Below are 20,275 nucleotides of genomic sequence, written 5' to 3'. Positions count from 1 at the left end.
TTTTCTCGAATTGCTCTAGACCGGATTGAACCTTTCCGACTCAGCCTGCGACTGACGGCCAGGCGCCGCATGGCGCGGGCCGGAAAGGGAGCCCGTATGATCAGAAATCCAGAGCCGCGGTGGTCCGAGGAAGCAACAGGAGCTCGGCGCGATCATCGGCTTCGGGATGGAGACGACGCGCTCGGCTTTCGGCTGATTCCGTTGACCCTGCCAGGCACCCGGCGTATCGTGAACAGGCGGAAAACAGACAATTCTATCAGGGACGAACGAGCCGGAACGCTGCGACTTACCTTGTTTTGCGCGGCGAAATCGGAGGGTTCTTCCGACGACTTCGGGGGGAGCTCAATGTCTCGCGACCGCGGCTCGTTCGTGGCTTTTCGCGGCGGCGGTTTGCGCCGCGCGATCGTGACCACCAGCGGAATTCTTGCCCTGGCACTGGCCGCCGGCTTTTGCCTCGGCGGTGCGGCAAAGGCTCAGGAAGCCCAGATCATCTATCCGGGCTCGATGGCGGTGACCGGCTTCCCCGGCACGATCATCCCGGATTTCGGCTCTCCCGATTCCGAAAAGGGCGGCCTGCCGCCCGGCGTCGACCCGGTCGACGAAACCTTCATCGACACTTCGCAGGCCTCGTTGCGCATTTTCAACGTCTCGCAACTCGGCGGCCCAGCTTCGGGCCAGCTCGTCTACACGCCGCCGCCCTTCGAGGTGACAGCCGGCCAGATCGGCGAGGTCTTCGGCCTCACTTATGACGACGGCGTGCGCGATGGCGTGCCGTCGGGCATTCCGAACCTCTATACGGCGGCGACCTCGCTGCACGGCATCGACATCGTCACGCCGGACGCCGACGAGGACGGACGGCCTGAGCGACAGCGCCGCGGCGCCGCCGGCGCTGTCTTCATGAACGGCCAGTTCGGCATCGAAAATGGCGGCGGACCGGGCACCATCTGGAAGATCGACGGTATCTCGGGCGCCGTCTCGAAATTCGCCGACATCGACACCAACAGCGGGCCCGGCATCGGCAACCTCGCCTTCGATCCGACCCATCGTGAGTTCTTCGCTTCGGATCTCGATACCGGGCTCATCCACCGCATCGATATCGAGGGCAATCTGATCGACAGCTTCGACCATGGCGTTGCCGGGCGTCCCGCGCATGGGCTGGCCCCGGTCGCCGACGACGGCGCCGTGATGGACATCCACGATACTGCCTTCGATTCGGAAGACCCCCGAACCTGGGGCTATACGCAGGATGCGCGCCGCGTCTGGGCCGTCGCCTACCATGGCGGGCGGCTCTACTATTCCGTAGGCGAGAAAGCCGAAATCTGGTCGGTCGGCATTGCAAGCGACGGGGGTTTTGGCCGCGATCCGCGCTGGGAACTGACGGTCAAGGCCGACCAAGATTATGCCGTCACCGATATCGCCTTCGACAATCAGGGTTTCATGTATCTTGCCCAGCGCGGCCCGGTCGAGAACCGCTACGATTACAGCCGCTTCGCCGATACCGGCAAAGGCGAGGTGATCCGCTACCAGCGCGAGGATCCGGACGATCCGGCAACGGAATCGGTCTGGGCCGAGGTGCCGCAGGAATATGCGGTCGGCTTCCCGCAGGGCAACCGGCAGTCGGCAGGCGGCGTCGACCTGCAATACCGCTACGACCCCGAAGGCAATCTTGACACCTCGGTCTGCACCGACACGGTCGTGAACACCGGCGACAAATTGCGCGACAATCCGGAGCTTGCCGAGCGCCTCGCCGCCGGCGGGCCGCTTGCCGTGCATGGCGTCCAGCTCACGCCAAGCAAGCTGGTCAAGCCGGTAAACGTGCCGCCCTTCGGCTCCTGGGTCGTCGACTTCGACGGCTATTTCGAAGACCCTGACGTCCAGGGCCATGTCGGCGACGTCAGGGTCTGGCGCCCCTGCGAGGGCCGCGCCGGCTATTATGAGGAAATCCCCGGCGGCTTCCTGCCTCCCGTCTATACGCCGGACTTCCCTCCGCCCGGCAACCTGCCCCCATGCCTCGATGTCGAGGACGTGCAGTATTTCTGCACACCCCGCGGCCTCCGGGCCGACCTCTATCTCGATGACCACGCCGGCTTTGGCGGCGATTCGATCAAGGCTTTGTCCAAGACACCGGGCGTCGGGGTGACCTCACCCATGTCGCATGCGCCGGGCAAGCCCTACACGATCGGCATCATCGGCCATAATCCGGGCGACACCGTCAATGTCGGGCTCTGCTTCTACCGGAAGTCCGACCGGGACAAAGGCGGCTACTATCCTTGCTGCAAGGTGACGCTGCCGCTGAGGACGCCGGCCGTCGAGTGCGAAGCGCCGAGGAGGGACAGATGAGCGGTCTCGTCCTTTCCCGCCCTGCCCCGCGCAAAGCCGTCATGGGCACGATCATGAAACCCCTGTCATACGCCAGGCGCGGCGCGCGCTGGCTGATGGCGGCCGGTGTCGCGGTCGCCATGATGCCGGCAGTGCCGGCGCTTGCGCAGGACAAGGCACCGGCCGGCCAGATCGCCAACCCGGAAATCACGGCTGGATCGCGCGGCATCAATCCGGAGCTCGGGCGGATCATACCCTTCTTCACCAAGAAGGGTGGCCTAAGGGGCTGCGATAGTGTCGAATACGTCTTGAGCTTCGGCATCCATGGCGACCCGCAGGACTTCGACCGGCCAAGCGTGGCGGCCCTTCTGAAGGCGACAAGGCTCGACTTCAAGGACCAGTTGCCGCACGGCTTGCAGATCGTGAGCGTCGACCTCGTCGGCGACGGCACGGGCGCTTCCGGCGGACCGCTGCCCGCTGCTTCGATCAGCACATCGGCCGGCCCAAATGATACGGCAAGCGTTTCAAATTTCCGGATCAGCGCTTCGAACCTCGACGGCGTCGGCGCTGCCGACGAACGCGTGATCACTTTCCGGATCACGGCCAAGATAGACCATGCCGCCTTCGCCGCGCCGGCAACGGTCGATAACCAGGGTGAGATGAAGGTGGCCTTCAGGGGCGGCCCGGCAACCACGATCCCCTCGCAGGATCCGGACAAGCCCGACGACGCCGATTTCCTCACCGGCGTGAAAACCTCGATCACGATCGACCTGAGCAAGTGCAACCCGCCGCCTCCGCCTCCCAGCAAGGAATGCTTCAAGGTCGAACGCGGCACGGTCGACTGCGTGCCCGGCGGCGGCGCCTTCATCTATCACATGCCGGTCGGTCCGGAGATGGCCGGCAAATGGGTGCAGCTGTCGACGACGACACCCGGCATCACCATCGCCACCGACACCCAGCAGGTACCTGCCGGCGGCGGCGTGTTGAACTGGAAGATCAGCGGCGCCTCGCCGGGCGAGGCCATCCATCTCGTCGTCACCGGCATCGACACCTATGCCGGGCCGAAGGAAGGCTGGGGACTTTGCTGCACGCAGGAGATCGACATCGACATTCCGCGTGATCTCAGGTGCCCGCCCGAAAAGCAGCCCGACCTCAAGGTGGAGAAGTGGCCAGAGGTGCCGCGCTGCACGATGTCCGGCGGCTGCGACTTCACCATCACGGTCACCAATGTCGGCGATGCGCCCTATAACGGCAAGATCGTGCTCGACGAGGTGACATTGCCGGCCGGGTCGGCGCTGTCGTCGGGACCGAACCCACCCTGGGTCTGCGCGCCCGGGACGACGCCGATGACCTGTACCCATCCGGCAACCACGCTCAACCCGGGCGCCTCCGCCGTCCTCAAGCTCGGCTTCAAGCCGGCCGGCGGCTGGCAGGGCAGCGTGCTGCGCAATTGCGCCGCCTATGACTACCAGGCGAGCGGCAAGCCGCTGTTCGGCAGCCAGCAGAACGATCGCGGCTGCGCCTCGATCCCGGTCTGCCGCCGTGGCGATCGCGATCCGCAGTGCCAGCCTGCGGCCGAGAAGAAGGTCGACTTGATGCTGAAGAAGCGCGCCCGCATGCCGGTCTGCACGCCGGACGGCATCTGCAGCTTCGTGATCGATATCATCAACAACGGCACCAGCACCTATCACGGGCCGCTGACCGTGATCGACACCTATCCGGGCGGCGCGCCGACCTCCTCGGCCTTCGGGCCCAGCCCGCCATGGACCTGCTTGCCGAACGGCCCCGGCCAGTTCCGCTGCGGCAATGCCGGCATCTCGCTGCCGCCGGGCGCCTCGACGCCCATCGTGGTCAAGGCGGTCATGCCGGCAAACTACCGGGCGGACACGGTCGAGAACTGCGCCGAGGTGAAGGCCATTGCCGGCGAGGTCGACCTCGCGAACAACAAGGCGTGCGCGACCGAGCGCATCCGCCGTCCGAATGGCGCCAAGCCCGGCCTGCGCATCACCAAGGCGTGCGAGAGCTCGCTGGCCGGTGCGTCTTCGGTATCCTGCCGCATCACCGTGACCAATGCCGGCACTGCTGCCCCCACCGGTCCGGTGCGGGTCAACGATGCCGCCACGCTGGTGTCGGGCGGCGCGCCGGTCGCTGTCCGGACCGTGACCCCGGACGGCGCCGACTGGAACTGCGGGCCAGTGCCCGCCAACATGCTGTCTTGCCAGATTGCCGGCGCCGTCATGACGCCCGGAACCAGCCGGCACTTCGACGTGACGGTCGGCGGCAATGACGCGTTCGAGAACTGCGCGCGCGGCTCTTTTGGGCCGGCGCCCCGCGACGACATCGTCTATCCGATCGGCCAGGCTTGCGCGAAGGGCGGTGGGGCCTCCACGATCCGCGTCGAGAAGACCGGCGACAGCGAATGCCAGCCAGGCGCGCCCTGCTCGTTCGAGATCACCATCACGAATGAGGGGCCGAATGCCTTCTCCGGTCCGGTCCGCATCGGCGATGCGGTCGGCATCGACGGTCTCGGCAGGCTGGAGGGTGTCAAGATCACCGCGATCGACCCGCCTTTCGGCTGCTCGCCGGAGCCGGCGACGCTGCCGGCGTCCTGCATCGCCAATCTGAGGCTGGGCGCCGGCGAAAGCCATACGCATCATGTCACAGTGGTCCTTCCCGACGACGCGCGCCTTGCCACTCTGCGGGGTACGGTCAGCGGACAGAACTGCGTCGGGGTGCTCTCGCCAAACACGCCGGTGCAGGGCGGCGGCGATGTGCTGTCGCGCGCCCCAGCCAACGCGCAAGGCGACCGCGGCAGGGCCTATGCATGCCACCCCTTCACAATCAAGCGTGAGGTCAAGAACCAGTGTTCGGGCGGCATGGTGCTCAACTCGGCCGGCCGCTGCGCCTGCCCGGACGGCACCACATTCCGCAACGGTCAGTGCTCGTCCGGCGGCACCAAGCTTCTGCCGCTGCCAGTGCCGCAGCGCTGCGTCCTACTCAAGGGCCAGATCCGGACCGAGGACGGGCGCTGCGTCTGCCCGCGAGGCGCCGAGCTGGAAAACGGCAGATGCGTTCAGAGCGAGCAGCCGCAGGAGCCGCAGTGCACGCTGCGTCCCGGCCAGTACCGCGACCAGGACGGCGATTGCGTATGCCGGCGCGGCGAGCTGGTGAACGGCGTCTGCCGCGTCGCTCCGCCGAAATGCACGATCCGCGGCGCCGTGCCGACACCGGATGGCTGCGCCTGTCCCAAGGACACGCATGTCGACCGCGCCGCCAAGGCTTGCGTGCCCGACAGGCAGCAGCCGCCCAGCCAGTGCCGCATTCGTGGCCAGGTGCGCAATGCCGATGGCGATTGCGTCTGCCCGAGGGGGACGGCGTTGAAGGGCAAAGCCTGCGTGCCGGTCAGGAAGCCGCAAGCATGCTCCATCCGCGGCCAGTTCCTCAACAAACGCGGCGTCTGCGTGTGTCCACGCGGCACCGAAGTGATCGAAGGTAGATGCGGCAGGTTCGAAGACGCTGTATGCGCGCCAGGCTCGGAGATGATCGATGGCATGTGCCAGCCGATCATCAGGCGGCGCTGCCCGGTCGGAACGGCCGGCCGGTATCCGGATTGCTTCCCGATCCGCAGGCGGCCAGGCTTGGAGATCGATCCGGACCTGCTGCTCAATCCGAATATCCTGCAGCAGTTGGTGCCAAGAAGCCAACCAAGGCTGCAGCGGAACCCGGCGACCGACAACCTTCAGTAGGGCAGCCCATCACTACCGCGCCCGCGAACCCGCCGGAAAAATCCAGCGGGTTCTCTCCTTCCCGCATCGCAGCTCGCGTTTTGCGTGCCCGTCGAGCGAAGCGGAAAACACGCTTCCCCTTGGCCGGACGATGGTCTAGGCAGACCCGCGTGCCAGCGCGCAGCACAGAGCGCCGATGAGGATGCCGGGAGAAGCCTTTCATGAGCAAGAAGACCCTGATCGCACCATCGGTGCTGGCGTCGGACTTTTCGAAGCTCGGCGACGAGGTCGAAGCGGTCGCGGCGGCCGGAGCCGATTGGATCCATCTCGACGTGATGGACGGCCATTTCGTGCCCAACATCACTTTCGGCCCACCGGTGATCAAGGCGATCCGCAACCGGACAAAAACCTTCTTCGACTGCCATCTCATGATCGCGCCTGCCGACCCCTACCTGGCGGCCTTTGCCGAGGCCGGCTGCGACGGCATAACGGTGCATGCCGAGGCCGGCCCGCATCTCGACCGTTCGGTGCAAACCATCAAAGGTCTCGGCAAGAAGGCCGGTGTCTCGCTCAACCCGGCGACGCCGGAAACGGCGATCGAATATGTGCTCGACCGGCTCGACCTCATCCTGATCATGACCGTCAATCCCGGCTTCGGCGGCCAGGCTTTCATCCCGGCGATCGTCGACAAGGTGCGAAAGGTCAAGGCGCTGATCGGCGAGCGCCCGATCCGCATCGAGGTCGACGGCGGCATCTCGCCGGAAACGGCGCCGCTGGTGACGGCCGCCGGCGCCGGCGTGCTGGTGGCCGGCGCGGCCATTTTCAAAGGCGGCACAGTAGAAACCTATCGGGCAAATATCGAAGCGATCCGCTCAGCCGCCGACAAGGCCGCCCGTTAAAGACGTCGACAGTGCGTTCCTACCAAAGCCGCCTCGCTAACTAAGGGCTGTTCAGTATACCGAGTTATGTCAAGTCTCCCACTGACGTCAGCCTTTTTTCAAGTGGATTTTACTTTATTCGATAATTGACCCCGCCTTGTCTCAAAGTACGAATATCGCCATCATACGTTTTTAGGCGGCAGTGCTCGGCTGCAAGATACATCGTATGAAATTGCTTGGCCGAGGGACCCTGCAAAACAGGGGCCGGCAACAGGAGTCAAATTGCCATACGGGAACGCCGATACGGGCGAAGGCAAGGGTGCCAAGAGCACGCTGGCCAGTTCGGTCTACCATCAGCTCCGCGAGGACTTGCTGCGGGGAGCTTTGGAAGCCGAGGGCAAGCTGCGCGTCGAATGGGTCGTTTCCCGGTATGGCGCCGGCGCCTCGCCGGTGCGCGAGGCGCTGAACCGTCTGGCCGCCGAGGGATTGCTCGGCCGCCACGACCAGCGCGGCTTCTTCGTGATGCCGGTCAACGCGGCCGAGTTGGAGGAGCTCACCCGCACGCGGTGCTGGCTGGAAGAACGCGCATTACGCGAATCCATTGCGCACCGCACCGCGGAATGGGAAGAACAGCTGGTGCTCGCCCTGCACCGCCTGGCGCGCGCCGAACGCCGCCGGCCCGACGACCCGGCAACCAACAATCCGGAATGGGAGAAGCTGCACCGCGCCTTTCATCGCGCGCTGATCTGCGCCTGCCGCTCGCATTGGCTGATCGGCTTTTGCGACCAGCTTTCCGACCAGGCCTCCCGCTACCGGCTGATCTCGCAGCGCGGCCCCGGCTCCGAACGCGACGACTTCGGCGAGCACCGGACGATTGCCGAGCGGACCATGGACGGCGACGCCGACGGCGCGGTCGAGGCCTTGCTCAGTCACTACCGCCTGACGGCGGAGATGTGCATGGCGCAGCTCAGCCCAGGCGACGGTCCGCGGGCTCGCGCAGGCAAGGCCGCGCGCGGTCGCAAATAGCTGCCCATCGCTGACAAATCTGATATTCGCTCTGGCCGAGCTTTCGACGCCAGGGGACGACATGACCAATCACCTGTTCGACGCGTTTCGCGCCAGCATGCCGGCGCCTGGCCAAGTGCTGATGGAGACGGATGACGGGCGTTCGATTTCCTATGCCGACATGCTGGCGCGGTCCGCGCGGTTTGCGCACGCGCTGGTCGCCGCTGGTGTGCTGCCCGGCGATCGCGTCGCGGTGCAGGTGGAGAAGACCCCTGAAGCTTTGCTCCTCTATCTCGCCTGTCTGCGCGCCGGCGCCGTCTTCCTGCCGCTCAACACCGCCTATACGCTGCCGGAGCTCGACTATTTCTTCCGCGACGCGGAGCCGCGGCTGGTCGTGTGCGATCCGGAAAAGGTGAAGGATGTGCAACCGCTTGCCGCATCGGCGGGGGCGGCGACGCTGACGCTAGGCCGCGACGGACAGGGCACGCTTGCGGAACGTGCGGCGCTGCAGCCGGCGGATTTTGCGGATGTGGAGCGCGGCCCCGACGATCTTGCCGCCATCCTTTACACATCGGGCACGACGGGCCGCTCCAAGGGAGCCATGCTCAGCCACGAGAACCTCGCCTCCAACGCGCGCGTGCTGGTGGATTACTGGCGCTTCAGCAGCGATGATGTGCTCATCCACGCGCTGCCGATCTTCCACACGCACGGCCTGTTCGTCGCGACCAACGTCATCCTGATAGCCGGCGCAAAGATGCTGTTCGAGCAGAAGTTCGACCCGGCCCGTGTGATTTCGATTCTGCCGCGCGCGACCGCGCTGATGGGCGTGCCGACCTTCTATGTGCGGCTCCTGCAGCAGCAGGGCCTGACGAAGGAGGCGGCCAGCCGCATGCGGCTGTTCATCTCCGGTTCGGCGCCGTTGCTTAGCGAGACGCATAATGCCTGGCGCGAGCGCACCGGCCACGCCATCCTCGAACGCTACGGCATGACCGAAACCAACATGAACACCTCCAATCCCTATGACGGCGAACGGCGCGCTGGCACGGTCGGCTTTCCGCTGCCGGGTGTCACGCTGCGCGTCGCCGACCCCGAAAGCGGCAAGCCGCTAGCCCAGGGCGAGATCGGCATGATCGAGGTGAAGGGCCCGAACGTCTTTGCCGGCTATTGGCGGATGCCAGAGAAAACCAAGGCCGAATTCCGCGACGACGGCTTCTTCATCACCGGCGACCTCGGCCTGATCGACACCGGCGGCTATGTCCACATCGTCGGCCGCGGCAAGGACCTGATCATCTCGGGCGGCTACAACGTCTATCCCAAGGAGATCGAGAGCGAGATCGACGCGCTTGCCGGCGTTGCCGAAAGCGCGGTGATCGGGGTTGCGCATCCCGACTTCGGCGAAGGCGTCACGGCGGTCGTGGTGCGCAAGCCGGGCTCGGCAATCAGCGCAGCCGATATCGCCGACGCCATTGCCGGGCGGCTGGCCAAATACAAGCATCCAAAGCAGGTGATCTTCGTCGACGAATTGCCGCGCAACACAATGGGCAAGGTGCAGAAGAACGTTTTGCGCGAGGCGTACAAGGATATCTACCAATCCAGACCGCAGAGCTAGGACTAGTGCAAACGCCCGGCAGCTTCGTCATTTTAGGGCGGAGCAAGGAGCGAAGCGACGCGGGAAGACCCTGGAAGCCATGCCTTAACGCCAAAGCGTGCAACGATTACAGAATTCTGCACCGTTGCGCCCCACCGCAGAGGTCACGGCATGGATCCTCGGGTCAAGCCCGAGGATGACGAAGGAAGAGGCCTACGCCGCAAAAACCTTCTCGCCGCCGATCCAGACATTCTTGACGTCCAGGTCTTCCGACAGCCCGACAATGTCCGCTGCGGTGCCGTTGGCGAAGCGGCCGAGGCGATGCGCCTGGCCGATCGCTTCGGCGGGATAGAGCGAGGCCATGCGGAGCGCCTCGTCGAGATCGAGCCCGACCACGCGATGGACGAAGCGCACGGCGGAAATCATGTCTAGATCGGCGCCGGCCAGCGTGCCGTCGGCAAGCCTGAGACTCCCGTCCTTGCGGTAGATGGTACGGCCGTTGAGGGTGAAGGATGTCATGTCGGTGCCGATCGTCGCCATGGCGTCGGTGACCAAAAGGATCCTGCCCGGGCCTTTCTTGGCATTGAGTGCAAGCGTCATGGTGCCGGGATGGACATGGATTCCGTCCGCGATGATGCCAGCGTAGAAGCTGCCGGTGTCGATCGCCGCTCCGGCCAGTCCCGGCTCACGATTGCCGATCTGGCTCATGGCGTTGAAGAGATGGGTGACGACCGTGGCGCCGGCCTCGGCGAAGGCCGTTGCCGTGGCATAGCCGGTGTCGGAGTGGCCGAGGCTGACAACGACGCCGGCCGCGGCCAGCGCCGTGACCCGGGCCGGCTGGACCGATTCCGGTGCGACCGTGGTGAGCAGCACCGGCAAGCCCTGACGCGCCGCGACCAGCGCAGCCTGGTCAGCGTCCGTCATTGGCCGGATAAGAGCCGGATCATGCGCGCCCTTGCGCGCGACGGACAGATGCGGGCCTTCGAGATGCAGCCCAAGAAAAGCCGGCACCTTCTTCCGGGCGGCCTCGGCGCCGGCGTCGACCGCCGCGGCGGTGATCGCCGGCGTGTCGGTGATCAGCGTCGGCAGGAGCGCCGTGGTGCCGAAGGGCGCGTGCGCCCGGCAGATGGTCTCGATCGAGGCGACATCGGGATGGTCGTTGAGCATGATGCCGCCACCGCCATTGACTTGGATGTCGACGAAGCCGGGAACCAAGAGGCCGCCACCGGTCTCGACACGGGAGACGCCTGACGGCACGGCGCCGGTGGGCAGAATGGCCTCGACCATGCCGTCCTTGACGACGAGGGCCGTATCGTCGTGCCAGTCGGCGCCGTCGAAGATGCGAGCGCCGGTGAGGGTGAAACGGTCGCTCATACGGTTTCCGTCACCTTGCGCAAATTGCGTGGCGCATCCGGATCGAGGCCCCGATGGCGAGCGAAGGCCTCTACGAAGCCATAGAAGGACACGATCAGCGGCAGCGGATCGGTTAACGGATGGCCGGTTGCGACATACGGCAGCAGCCTGGCTGCCTTCGCATTATCGGAGGTGACGAAAGCGGCCGCGCCTTTGGCCGTCAAGCTGTCGGCGGCCTCGGCCACCGAAGCCTCCGACGCGTCCCGGGCAGCAAGCGCCAGGACCGGGAAGCCCGGCCCGACCAGCGCCAGCGGCCCGTGCATGACCTCGGCGGCGCTATAGGCCTCGGCATGCATGGCGCAGGTTTCCTTGAATTTTAGCGCCGCCTCGCTGGCGATCGCGAAGGATGGGCCGCGGCCGAGGATGAACAGCGAGCGCGGCGTCTCGAGCGCCGCGGCGAGCGCCATCCAGTCGTAGGCGATCGCCTTCTCGAAATGCTCCGGCAGGCGGGCGAGCGCAGCAAGCAGCGCCTCATCGCCAGTGCTGTGCGCCATCAGCGCCAGGGCGGCGACGGCCGAGTTGACGAAGGTCTTGGTGGCCGCGACGCTGCGCTCCGGGCCGGCGAGAATGTCGATGGCATAATCCGAGGCGCGCGCCAGCGGCGAGTCGGCGGTGTTGGTGATAGCGACGGTGAGCGCGCCGCCGGCTCTCGCGGTTTCGGCCATGGCGACGATGTCGGGACTCTTGCCCGACTGCGAGATCGCCAGGCAAGCCGAGCCGCGCAGCCTCAGCTTCGCGCCATAGATGGAAGCGATCGACGGGCCGACGGAAGCGACGGCGAGGCCGGCTGTCAGCTCCACGGCATATTTCATGAAGGTGGCGGCATGGTCGGACGAGCCGCGCGCCACGGTAACGACGAAATGCGGATCGCGCTCGCGAAGGCCGCGGCCGGCCTCGGCCAGCACGTTGGCCGAGCCGTCGAGCAGGCGGGCGGTGGCCTGCGGGATCTCCTCGATCTCTCGCCGCATGTGGGTGGCGGTTGCGCTCATGGCCGGCTCTCCTCTCCCGGCCCGGTCAGCCGGAGTTCCGCGACGAAGTCATAGGCGTCGCCCCTGTAGATCGAGCGTGTGAACTCGATCACCTTGCCGCTCGCCAGATAGGAAATACGTTCGATGTGCAGGCCGGCAACCCCCGGCGGCACTTCGAGAAGGCGCGCGTCGCCGTCGCCGAGATTGGCGGCCGAAATGCGCTGCACGGCCCGCATCGGGCGGTTGCCGGTCAGTTCCAGCGCCGCGTAGAGCGAGGAGCCGATCGCTTCGGGGTCGGGAAGCACGCTCGCCGAAATCGCGGCGCGCTCGATCGCCAGCGGCGTGTCGTTGGCGATGCGCAGGCGCGCCACGCGCGCCACCAGCTCGCTCGACGACAGGCCGAGCACCATCATCTCGTCCGGCGAGGGCGCATAGAGGCCGCGGTCGAGCCAGGCCGAGCGCACGACCATGCCGCGGCGCGCCATATCCTCGGTGAAGGAGGTGAGCCGCGACAGCGACTGCTCGACACGTTCCATGCGCGGGGCGACAAAGGTGCCGGAGCCATGGCGCTGGACGAGGATGCCGCCCTTGACGAGATCCTGCACGGCCTTGCGCACAGTGACGCGCGAAATGTCGGCCTTGCTGGCTATATCGCGCTCTGAAGGCAGCGCGTCACCCGGCCCGATCAGGCCGCGATTGACCGCTTCCTCGATGCTTTTTCTCAGCTGCAGGTAAAGCGGCGCTCCGCTTTGCGAGGATTCTTTCAGCATAGCGAAGATCTGGTCGGCGGCGCTCATCGCGGCGCCTCCGGCAGCATGGCGAAGATCCGGTCGACGGCGCTCATCGGGCGCCTCCGGACTTGCCCGCGAAGATGCGCGCGGCCATCTGCACCGCGCCGCCGAGCGCGTCGTCAAGCGGGGCCTTCAGCAGCGCCTGATAGCGCCCCGACAGCCGCGGCGCGTAGAGCGGCGCCAGGCCGCCGAGCAGGCATAGCGGAGCATCGTCGGCGAGTTCGAGCGCGCCCAGCGAAGCCTCGACATCGGCAACCGCCTTATCGAGGATCCAATTGGCGACGAGATCGCCCTTTTCGGCATGCTCGAAGACTTTTGGGGCGAAACCGCCGAAGTCGCCGGGCTTGGCGTTGGTGGTGAACTCGACCACGTCCTCGGGATTGTTGCGGAAGACGGCAAGCATGGCATCCGTCAGCGGCGAGCCGGGGCGGATGCCGTCATAGGCAAGGAGCGTCTGCTCGAGCAGGTCGCGGCCGATACGGGCGCCGCTGCCCTGGTCGCCGACCTGGAAACCCCAGCCGCCGATGGCGCGCGACTTGCCCGCTTTGCGCGCCATATAGGCGGTGCCGGTGCCCAGGATCGCCATGGCGCCGTCGCCGGAGCCGACGGCGCCTTCGAGCGCGATCTCGGCATCGGTCTCGACGCGGCTTTTGCTGAACGGCAGGATCGCTTCCAGCTGCTGCCTGTAGGTGCCGACATTGGCTCCGGCGAGGCCGAGAATGGCAGGCGTCTCGGGGATCAGCTCCGGATCTTCACCGGCGGCCACGAAAGCCTGCCTTGCCGCCTCGACGATGTTTGCGCGCGCACCGGTAAGGTCGGTGCGGATATTGGCCGCGCCGCTCTTGGCGCGGCCAACGACAGCGCCGTCGGCGGTCGCAAGGGCCGCCCTGCAGCTTGTGCCGCCGCCATCGATGCCAAGCACGAATTTCACGCGATTTTCTCCTCGTCGCGGATAATACCAATAAAATACCAACAGCCAAGCGTTAATTTCGGGCTCAAAAAAGATTAAGGCGTATTTGATTGAAAAGACATGGAAATTTGTTCCCGACGCGCTCCGGAGCATGAAAACGCAATGAGAGATGTGGACAAGTGGTATTTTTTTGGTATTGTTCGATCAGTTGGAGGAAAGCGGATGGCCGAGACGCGCACGGAAGCGCTTCATCAGAACGCCGCGGGGCTGGATGTCCAGGCCCCGGACGCCATCCTTTCGTTCCTCGCCAATGCGCAAATCGAGGCCGCCAGGGCCGTGCACGGCGCCATTCCGGCCATTGCCGAGGCCGCCGAGCTTGTCGCCAGACAATTGAAGGGTGGAGGCAGGCTCGCCTACGCGGCAGCCGGCAGTTCCGGCCTCATGGCTGTCGCCGATGCGCTGGAACTTCCCGGCACATTCGGTATAGCGCGGGACCGCATCGCCATCCTGATCGCCGGCGGCGACGAGGCGTTCCGCACGCTTGCCGGCGGACCGGAAGACGATACCGAGGAAGCCGCGGCAGCCGTCGCGAATGCCAATATCGGCAAGGGCGACTGCCTGATCGCCATCTCGGCCAGTGGCTCGACGCCCTATGCCGTCCAGGCGATCGGCGATGCCCGGCGCCGGGGCGCGGCGACGATCGCGATCGCCAACAACAAGGGCGCGACGCTGTTCGGCGAGGCCGACGTCGCCATCCTGCTCGAGACGCCGCCGGAGCTGATCGCCGGCTCGACGCGCATGGGCGCGGGAACAGCACAGAAGATCGCGCTCAACATGCTCTCGACGCTCGCTGCCGTCCATCTCGGCCATGTGCATGACGGCTACATGGTCAACCTTGCCGCCGAGAACATCAAGCTGCGTGACCGCGCGGTGCGCATGGTGGCCGCCATCAGCGGACGCAGCCGCGAAGACGCGGCGCGCCTGCTCGAAGAGAGCGGTGGCGGCGTCAAGACTGCCATTCTGCTCGCCGCGGGTGCTGCCAATGCCGATGCGGCCGAGAAGATACTGGAAAAAACCGGCCAGAAGCTCAGGCCGGCGCTTTCCGCGATCGAGGGGAGCAAGGCGCGCTAGCCGCTGTTCTCATCAAAACCGAACCTGAAAAAGGTCAACAGGGAGACTGGACATGACGACCAAACTACTGACGGCACTTCTCATCGGCACGAGCATTCTCGGCACCACCGGGATGGCCCTCGCCGAAGACGTCACGCTCAATATCGAGAGCTGGCGCGGCGACGACCTGACCATCTGGAAGGACAAGCTGATCCCGGCCTTCGAAGCCAAGAACCCCGGCATCAAGGTGGTGTTCGCGCCCTCGGCGCCGACCGAGTATGACGCGGCACTCGGCGCCAAGCTCTCTGCCGGCTCGGCGGGCGACCTGATCACCTGCCGCCCCTTCGACAAGTCGCTTGAGCTGTTCAAGAAGGGCAACCTCGCCGACCTCTCGTCGCTGCCCGGCATGGACAACTTCTCTCCGGTCGCCAAGGCCGCCTGGCAGACCGACGACGGAAAGTCGAGCTTCTGCGTGCCGATGGCTTCGGTCATCCACGGCTTCATCTACAACAAGGACGCCTTCGACAAGCTCGGCCTCAAGGTGCCGACGACGAATGAAGAGTTCTACGCCGTGCTCGACAAGATCAAGGCGGACGGCACCTATATCCCGATGGCGATGGGCACGAAGGACCTCTGGGAAGCCGCGACCATGGGCTACCAGAACATCGGCCCGAACTACTGGAAGGGCGAGGAAGGGCGTCAGGCGCTGATCAAGGGCGAGCAGAAGCTGACCGATCCGCAGTGGGTCGAACCCTACAAGGAACTGGCCAAGTGGAAGCCCTATCTCGGCGACGGTTTCGAGGCGCAGACCTATCCGGACAGCCAGAACCTGTTCACGCTCGGCCGCGCCGCCATCTACCCGGCTGGCTCCTGGGAGATCGGCCTGTTCAACACCCAGGCGCAGTTCAAGATGGGCGCCTTCCCGCCGCCCGTGCAGAAGGCCGGTGACACCTGCTACATCTCCGACCACACCGATATCGGCATGGGCCTGAACGCAGCCTCGAAGCACCCGGAAGAAGCCAAGAAGTTCCTGTCCTGGGTCGCTTCGCCGGACTTCGCCAACATCTACGCCAATGCGTTGCCGGGCTTCTTCAGCCTGAACAACACCCCGGTGAAGATGGAGGACCCGCTGGCACAGGAATTCGTCTCCTGGCGCGGCAAGTGCAAGTCGACGATCCGCTCGACCTACCAGATCCTGTCGCGCGGCACGCCAAACCTCGAGAACGAGACCTGGGTCGAATCGGCTAACGTGATCAACGGCACCGACACGCCGGAAGCCGCGGCCAAGAAGCTGCAGGACGGCCTCGACAGCTGGTACAAGCCGGCGAAGTAAGACTTTAGCCATTCGAACCGGCCGGGCGCTGCCCGGCCGGCCTTCGGACAGATCTAGATAGCGATTGTCGGCGCCGCCTCTCGGTCTTACCCTCACCCTTGCGGGAAGACGAAGCCGCACTGTCGCTGGCCTTGTCCCTCGCATCATGGGGACAGTCAGGCCGCCGTGCATCGAGGCATCAGCCAAGCACCATCGACCTGGAACCGAGAGACGGCGGGGACCGAACTCATGGCCGCACAAACACGACCCAAGAAACCGATCCGCTGGCATATCGGCGTCTTCCTGGCGCCGGCGGTGCTGGTCTACACGGCAGTCATGATCCTGCCGCTGTTCGGCACCCTGCAGCTTTCTCTGTTCCGCAACATCAACCAGGCGCAAGTGTTCGTCGGGTTCGACAATTTCCACAAGCTGTTCGGCGATCCCAACTGGTCGGTGAATTTCTGGAATGCGCTCAGGAACAATGTCTGGTTCTTCATCATCCACATGCTGGTGCAGAATCCGATCGGCATCCTCTTGGCGGCGCTGCTGTCCAGCCCGAGACTGCGGTTTGCCGCCTTCTATCGCACCGCGATCTTCGTGCCGACGATCCTGTCCTTCGTCATCGTCGGCTTCGCCTGGAAGCTGATCCTGTCGCCGATCTGGGGCGTGGCGCCGCACCTGCTCGACTTCGTTGGGCTGAAGAGCCTGTTCACGCCGTGGCTCGGCAAAGAGCAATATGCGCTCACCGCGCTCAGCCTCGTCTCGGTCTGGCAGTTCGTCGGCATCCCGATGATGCTGATCTATGCAGCACTTCTGTCGATCCCGGACGAGGTGATCGAGGCCGCCGAATGCGACGGCGTCACCGGTATGGCGCAGTTCTGGAAGATCAAGCTGCCGCTGATCCTGCCTTCGATCGGCATCATCTCGATCCTGACCTTCGTGGGCAATTTCAACGCTTTCGACCTGATCTACACCGCGCAAGGGGCGCTCGCCGGTCCGAATTATTCGACCGACATTCTCGGCACCTTCCTCTACCGCGCCTTCTTCGGTTTTCAGCTGCAGGTCGGCGATCCCAACATGGGTGCCGCGATCGCCACGATCATGTTCCTGATCATCCTCGCCGGCGTCTGCGTCTACCTGTTCCTCGTCCAGACGCGCCTGCGTCGCTATCAGTTCTGAGGCGCGCCATGAGCACCGCAACACATTCGCTTCCCCGCACCATCGGCGCCCATGCGGTCCTTTTGACCTACACGGTGATCGCGCTGTTCCCGGTGATCCTGGTCATCATGAACTCGTTCAAGTCGCGCGCCGGTATTTTTGGCGCGCCGCTGACGCCGCCGACGCCCAAAACTTTCGACCTGATCGGCTACACCACCGTGTTCGGCCAGGGCGACTTTCTGCATTATTTCCAGAACAGCCTCGTCGTAACGGTCGCCTCGCTGTTCTTCGTGCTTCTGTTCGGCGCCATGGCCGCTTTCGCACTGTCGGAATACCGCTTCCGCGGCAACACGATGATGGGGCTCTATCTCGCGCTCGGCATCATGATCCCGATCCGCCTCGGCACCGTCGCCATCCTGCAGCTGATGGTGGCGAGCGGGCTGGTCAACACGCTGACGGCGCTGATCCTGGTCTACACGGCGCAAGGCCTGCCGCTCGCGATCTTCATTCTGTCGGAGTTCATGAAGCAGGTGTCCGACGACCTGAAGAACGCCGGCAGGATCGACGGGCTGTCGGAGTACACGATCTTCTTCCGGCTGGTGCTGCCGCTGGTGCGCCCGTCCATGGCGACGGTCGCCGTCTTCACCATGATCCCGATCTGGAACGACCTGTGGTTCCCGCTGATCCTGGCGCCGTCGGAAGAGACCAAGACGGTGACGCTCGGCGCGCAGCTCTTCCTCGGCCAGTTCGTCACCAACTGGAACGCGATCCTGGCGGCGCTCTCGCTGGCGATCCTGCCGGTGCTGATCCTCTACGTCATCTTCTCGCGGCAGCTGATCCGCGGCATCACGTCAGGAGCCGTCAAGTGAGTGCAGAACAGCCTCTTCGCGTCGTCGTCGCCGGCCTTGGCAATATGGGCCGCAGCCATGCGCTGGCCTATCACACCAATCCGAGCTTCGAGATCGCCGCGCTCGTCAACCGTTCCGAGGTGCCGCTGCCGGATGGGCTCGCGGGCTATGGCATCAGGCGCTCCTTCGAGGACGTGCTGCGCGACGAGAAACCGGACGTCGCCGCCATCGCTACTTATTCCGACAGCCACGCCGACTATGCGGTGCGGGCGTTCGAGGCCGGCTGCCATGTCTTCGTCGAGAAGCCGCTGGCGACCACGGTGGCGGACGCCAGGCGCGTCGTCGATGCCGCCAAGGCCAACGGCAGGAAGCTGGTGATCGGCTATATCCTGCGCCACCATCCGTCCTGGATGCGGCTGATCGCCGAGGCGCGCAAGCTCGGCGGGCCATATGTGTTCCGCATGAACCTCAACCAGCAGTCCTCCGGCCACGCCTGGGAAACGCACAAGCAGCTGATGCGGACCACCTCGCCGATCGTCGATTGCGGCGTGCATTATCTCGACGTGATGCTGCAGATCACCGACGCCAGACCGGTCGAGGTGCGCGGCATGGGCGTGCGGCTCAGCGATGAAGTGGCGCCCTCGATGTATAATTACGGCCAACTGCAGGTGCTGTTCGAAGACGGCTCGGTCGGCTGGTACGAGGCCGGCTGGGGGCCGATGGTTTCGGAGACCGCCTTCTTCGTGAAGGACGTGATGTCGCCCAAAGGCTCTGTGTCGATCGTCATGAAGGAGGGCGTTAAGTCCGACGACATCGACACACACACCAAGACGTCGACCATCCGCCTGCACAGCGCCGCGACCGGGCCGGACGGAAAGTTCATCAAAGAGGACGAGTTGCTGTCGATGGAAGGCGAGCCGGGGCACCAGGAACTCTGCGATCTTGAACAAGCCTTCCTGCTCAAGGCCATCCGCGAGGACATCGACTTGACCCGCCACATGGAGGACGCGGTGAAGTCGCTCGCCGTCTGCCTCGCCGCCGACCAGAGCGTGCGCACCGGCGCGCCAATCAAACTCTAGAACAAGGACGAAGCCGTGGGCTCGCTGAACATCGAGAACGTGAAGAAGGCATTCGGGCCGGTCGAGGTGCTGAAGGGCATCGACCTCGAGGTCAATGACGGCGAATTCGTCGTCTTCGTCGGCCCGTCCGGCTGCGGAAAGTCGACGCTGCTGCGCGTGATCGCAGGGCTAGAGGATTCGACCTCCGGGCGCGTGGTGATCGACGGCGACGACGTCTCCGTCACGCCGCCGGCAAAACGCGGCATCGCCATGGTGTTCCAGACCTACGCGCTCTATCCGCATCTGACGGTGAAGAACAATATGGGGCTCGGCCTGAAACAGGCCGGCACGCCTTCGGCCGAGATCGAGCGCCGCATCAAGATCGCTTCCGCGATGCTGTCGCTCGAGCCCTATCTCGAGCGGCGGCCGGCGGAGCTGTCGGGCGGGCAGCGCCAGCGCGTCGCGATCGGCCGCGCCGTGGTGCGCGAGCCGAAGCTGTTTCTGTTCGACGAGCCGCTGTCCAATCTCGACGCGGCACTGCGCGTCAACACCAGGCTGGAGATCGCGCAGCTGCACCGGCGGCTAAAGGCAACGATGATCTACGTCACGCACGACCAGGTCGAAGCGATGACGCTGGCCGACAAGATCGTCGTGCTCAATGCCGGCCGCATCGAGCAGATCGGCAGCCCGATGGAGCTCTACAATGCGCCGGCCAATGAATTCGTTGCCGGCTTCATCGGCTCGCCGAAGATGAATTTCATCGACGGCGCCAAGCTTGGCGAGACGGCGAAGACCGTCGGCGTGCGCCCGGAACATCTGACCGTCGATGCAAAATCCGGCGCCTGGAAGGGCACGGTGGTGCATGCCGAGCATCTCGGCGCCGACACCAATCTCTATCTCGACTGCGAGAAGGCCGGGCTGCTCACCGTGCGGATCTTCGGCGTCTACAATGCCGAACCGGGCGCGACGCTCTATGCAACGCCGGATCCGGCGAAGACGTATCGGTTCGGGGCAGATGGAAGGGTGTTGAAGTAGCGCCGGCCTCCCCTTCTCCCCTTGCGGGAGAAGGTGGATCGGGGCGCAGCGCCGAGACGGATGAGGGGTGCTCCAGCGGCGTGCGACGCTTACTTCTGCAATGCAGAGATCGTTCCAACACCCCTCATCCGGCCGCTTCGCGGCCACCTTCTCCCAC

15 protein-coding genes are annotated in these 20,275 nt (G+C 65.2%); 11 read left to right on the top strand and 4 right to left on the bottom strand.

Annotated elements, in window-relative coordinates:
• Nucleotides 1-345: 345 nt before the first annotated feature.
• The 5 genes from CK222_RS01235 to CK222_RS01215 all read left to right on the top strand — a co-directional run bounded on the left by CK222_RS01235 (nucleotide 346) and on the right by CK222_RS01215 (nucleotide 9,536).
• Nucleotides 346-2,340 (top strand): hypothetical protein, encoded by a 1,995-nt coding sequence (locus CK222_RS01235; RefSeq protein WP_095799134.1) that lies wholly within the window; start codon nucleotides 346-348, stop codon nucleotides 2,338-2,340.
• Nucleotides 2,337-6,065: a DUF11 domain-containing protein gene (locus CK222_RS01230; protein WP_095799133.1), complete on the top strand. Its 3,729-nt coding sequence runs from the start codon at nucleotides 2,337-2,339 to the stop codon at nucleotides 6,063-6,065. The genes CK222_RS01235 and CK222_RS01230 overlap by 4 nt, the downstream gene beginning before the upstream one ends.
• Before the next feature lie 200 nt (nucleotides 6,066-6,265).
• Entirely contained in the window at nucleotides 6,266-6,943 is a 678-nt protein-coding gene (rpe, locus tag CK222_RS01225) for a ribulose-phosphate 3-epimerase (protein WP_095799132.1), read from the top strand.
• Between the two features lie 261 nt (nucleotides 6,944-7,204).
• Nucleotides 7,205-7,948, top strand: a complete 744-nt coding sequence (locus tag CK222_RS01220) for a GntR family transcriptional regulator (RefSeq protein WP_067324052.1) — start codon at nucleotides 7,205-7,207, stop codon at nucleotides 7,946-7,948.
• A 61-nt stretch (nucleotides 7,949-8,009) separates the two neighbouring features.
• On the top strand, nucleotides 8,010-9,536 hold the full coding sequence (locus tag CK222_RS01215) for a malonyl-CoA synthase (RefSeq protein WP_095799131.1): 1,527 nt from the start codon (nucleotides 8,010-8,012) through the stop codon (nucleotides 9,534-9,536).
• Between the two features lie 192 nt (nucleotides 9,537-9,728).
• Here the strand turns inward: CK222_RS01215 and nagA are convergent, their stop codons facing one another.
• From nagA to CK222_RS01195, 4 genes are read right to left on the bottom strand one after another with little or no spacing between them, the layout of a single operon-like run.
• Nucleotides 9,729-10,889, bottom strand: a complete 1,161-nt coding sequence (gene nagA, locus CK222_RS01210; RefSeq protein WP_095799130.1) for an N-acetylglucosamine-6-phosphate deacetylase — start codon at nucleotides 10,887-10,889, stop codon at nucleotides 9,729-9,731.
• Nucleotides 10,886-11,917 carry an SIS domain-containing protein gene (locus CK222_RS01205; RefSeq protein WP_095799129.1) on the bottom strand — a complete coding sequence of 344 codons (1,032 nt, stop codon included), beginning with the start codon at nucleotides 11,915-11,917 and terminating at the stop codon, nucleotides 10,886-10,888. The genes nagA and CK222_RS01205 overlap by 4 nt, the downstream gene beginning before the upstream one ends.
• Nucleotides 11,914-12,693 carry a GntR family transcriptional regulator gene (locus CK222_RS01200; protein WP_095799128.1) on the bottom strand — a complete coding sequence of 260 codons (780 nt, stop codon included), beginning with the start codon at nucleotides 12,691-12,693 and terminating at the stop codon, nucleotides 11,914-11,916. Before CK222_RS01200 ends, CK222_RS01205 begins: the two co-directional genes overlap by 4 nt.
• 43 nt (nucleotides 12,694-12,736) lie before the next feature.
• Complete coding sequence (locus tag CK222_RS01195; RefSeq protein WP_095799127.1) at nucleotides 12,737-13,618, bottom strand: N-acetylglucosamine kinase; 882 nt, start codon at nucleotides 13,616-13,618, stop codon at nucleotides 12,737-12,739.
• 201 nt (nucleotides 13,619-13,819) lie between these two features.
• On the opposite strand from CK222_RS01195, the gene CK222_RS01190 reads away from it, so the two are divergent.
• The 6 genes from CK222_RS01190 (at nucleotide 13,820) to CK222_RS01165 (ending at nucleotide 20,118) form a co-directional block, all read left to right on the top strand.
• Nucleotides 13,820-14,728, top strand: a complete 909-nt coding sequence (locus tag CK222_RS01190; RefSeq protein WP_095799126.1) for an N-acetylmuramic acid 6-phosphate etherase — start codon at nucleotides 13,820-13,822, stop codon at nucleotides 14,726-14,728.
• 52 nt (nucleotides 14,729-14,780) lie between these two features.
• Entirely contained in the window at nucleotides 14,781-16,040 is a 1,260-nt protein-coding gene (locus CK222_RS01185; protein ID WP_067324040.1) for an ABC transporter substrate-binding protein, read from the top strand.
• A 228-nt stretch (nucleotides 16,041-16,268) separates the two neighbouring features.
• Entirely contained in the window at nucleotides 16,269-17,198 is a 930-nt protein-coding gene (locus tag CK222_RS01180) for a sugar ABC transporter permease (protein ID WP_095799125.1), read from the top strand.
• A gap of 8 nt (nucleotides 17,199-17,206) precedes the next feature.
• Nucleotides 17,207-18,046: a carbohydrate ABC transporter permease gene (locus CK222_RS01175; protein ID WP_066996124.1), complete on the top strand. Its 840-nt coding sequence runs from the start codon at nucleotides 17,207-17,209 to the stop codon at nucleotides 18,044-18,046.
• Nucleotides 18,043-19,104 carry a Gfo/Idh/MocA family oxidoreductase gene (locus CK222_RS01170; protein WP_095799124.1) on the top strand — a complete coding sequence of 354 codons (1,062 nt, stop codon included), beginning with the start codon at nucleotides 18,043-18,045 and terminating at the stop codon, nucleotides 19,102-19,104. The genes CK222_RS01175 and CK222_RS01170 overlap by 4 nt, the downstream gene beginning before the upstream one ends.
• A gap of 15 nt (nucleotides 19,105-19,119) precedes the next feature.
• Nucleotides 19,120-20,118, top strand: a complete 999-nt coding sequence (locus CK222_RS01165; RefSeq protein ID WP_066996130.1) for an ABC transporter ATP-binding protein — start codon at nucleotides 19,120-19,122, stop codon at nucleotides 20,116-20,118.
• Nucleotides 20,119-20,275: the final 157 nt, after the last annotated feature.

Origin of the sequence: Mesorhizobium sp. WSM3866, from assembly GCF_002294795.1 — a bacterium.
Taxonomy (GTDB): domain Bacteria; phylum Pseudomonadota; class Alphaproteobacteria; order Rhizobiales; family Rhizobiaceae; genus Mesorhizobium.
Note: the sequence above shows the minus strand (reverse complement) of the source record. Positions and strands in the feature narration are given on the sequence as shown.

Excerpts from the sequence above, each read along its gene's own strand:
- CK222_RS01235 (WP_095799134.1), top strand. The coding sequence starts at position 346 with ATGTCTCGCGACCGCGGCTCGTTCGTGGCTTTTCGCGGCGGCGGTTTG.
- CK222_RS01230 (WP_095799133.1), top strand. The coding sequence starts at position 2,337 with ATGAGCGGTCTCGTCCTTTCCCGCCCTGCCCCGCGCAAAGCCGTCATG.
- rpe (WP_095799132.1), top strand. The coding sequence starts at position 6,266 with ATGAGCAAGAAGACCCTGATCGCACCATCGGTGCTGGCGTCGGACTTT.
- CK222_RS01215 (WP_095799131.1), top strand. The coding sequence starts at position 8,010 with ATGACCAATCACCTGTTCGACGCGTTTCGCGCCAGCATGCCGGCGCCT.
- nagA (WP_095799130.1), bottom strand. The coding sequence starts at position 10,889 with ATGAGCGACCGTTTCACCCTCACCGGCGCTCGCATCTTCGACGGCGCC.
- CK222_RS01205 (WP_095799129.1), bottom strand. The coding sequence starts at position 11,917 with ATGAGCGCAACCGCCACCCACATGCGGCGAGAGATCGAGGAGATCCCG.
- CK222_RS01200 (WP_095799128.1), bottom strand. The coding sequence starts at position 12,693 with ATGAGCGCCGCCGACCAGATCTTCGCTATGCTGAAAGAATCCTCGCAA.
- CK222_RS01190 (WP_095799126.1), top strand. The coding sequence starts at position 13,820 with ATGGCCGAGACGCGCACGGAAGCGCTTCATCAGAACGCCGCGGGGCTG.
- CK222_RS01185 (WP_067324040.1), top strand. The coding sequence starts at position 14,781 with ATGACGACCAAACTACTGACGGCACTTCTCATCGGCACGAGCATTCTC.
- CK222_RS01180 (WP_095799125.1), top strand. The coding sequence starts at position 16,269 with ATGGCCGCACAAACACGACCCAAGAAACCGATCCGCTGGCATATCGGC.
- CK222_RS01175 (WP_066996124.1), top strand. The coding sequence starts at position 17,207 with ATGAGCACCGCAACACATTCGCTTCCCCGCACCATCGGCGCCCATGCG.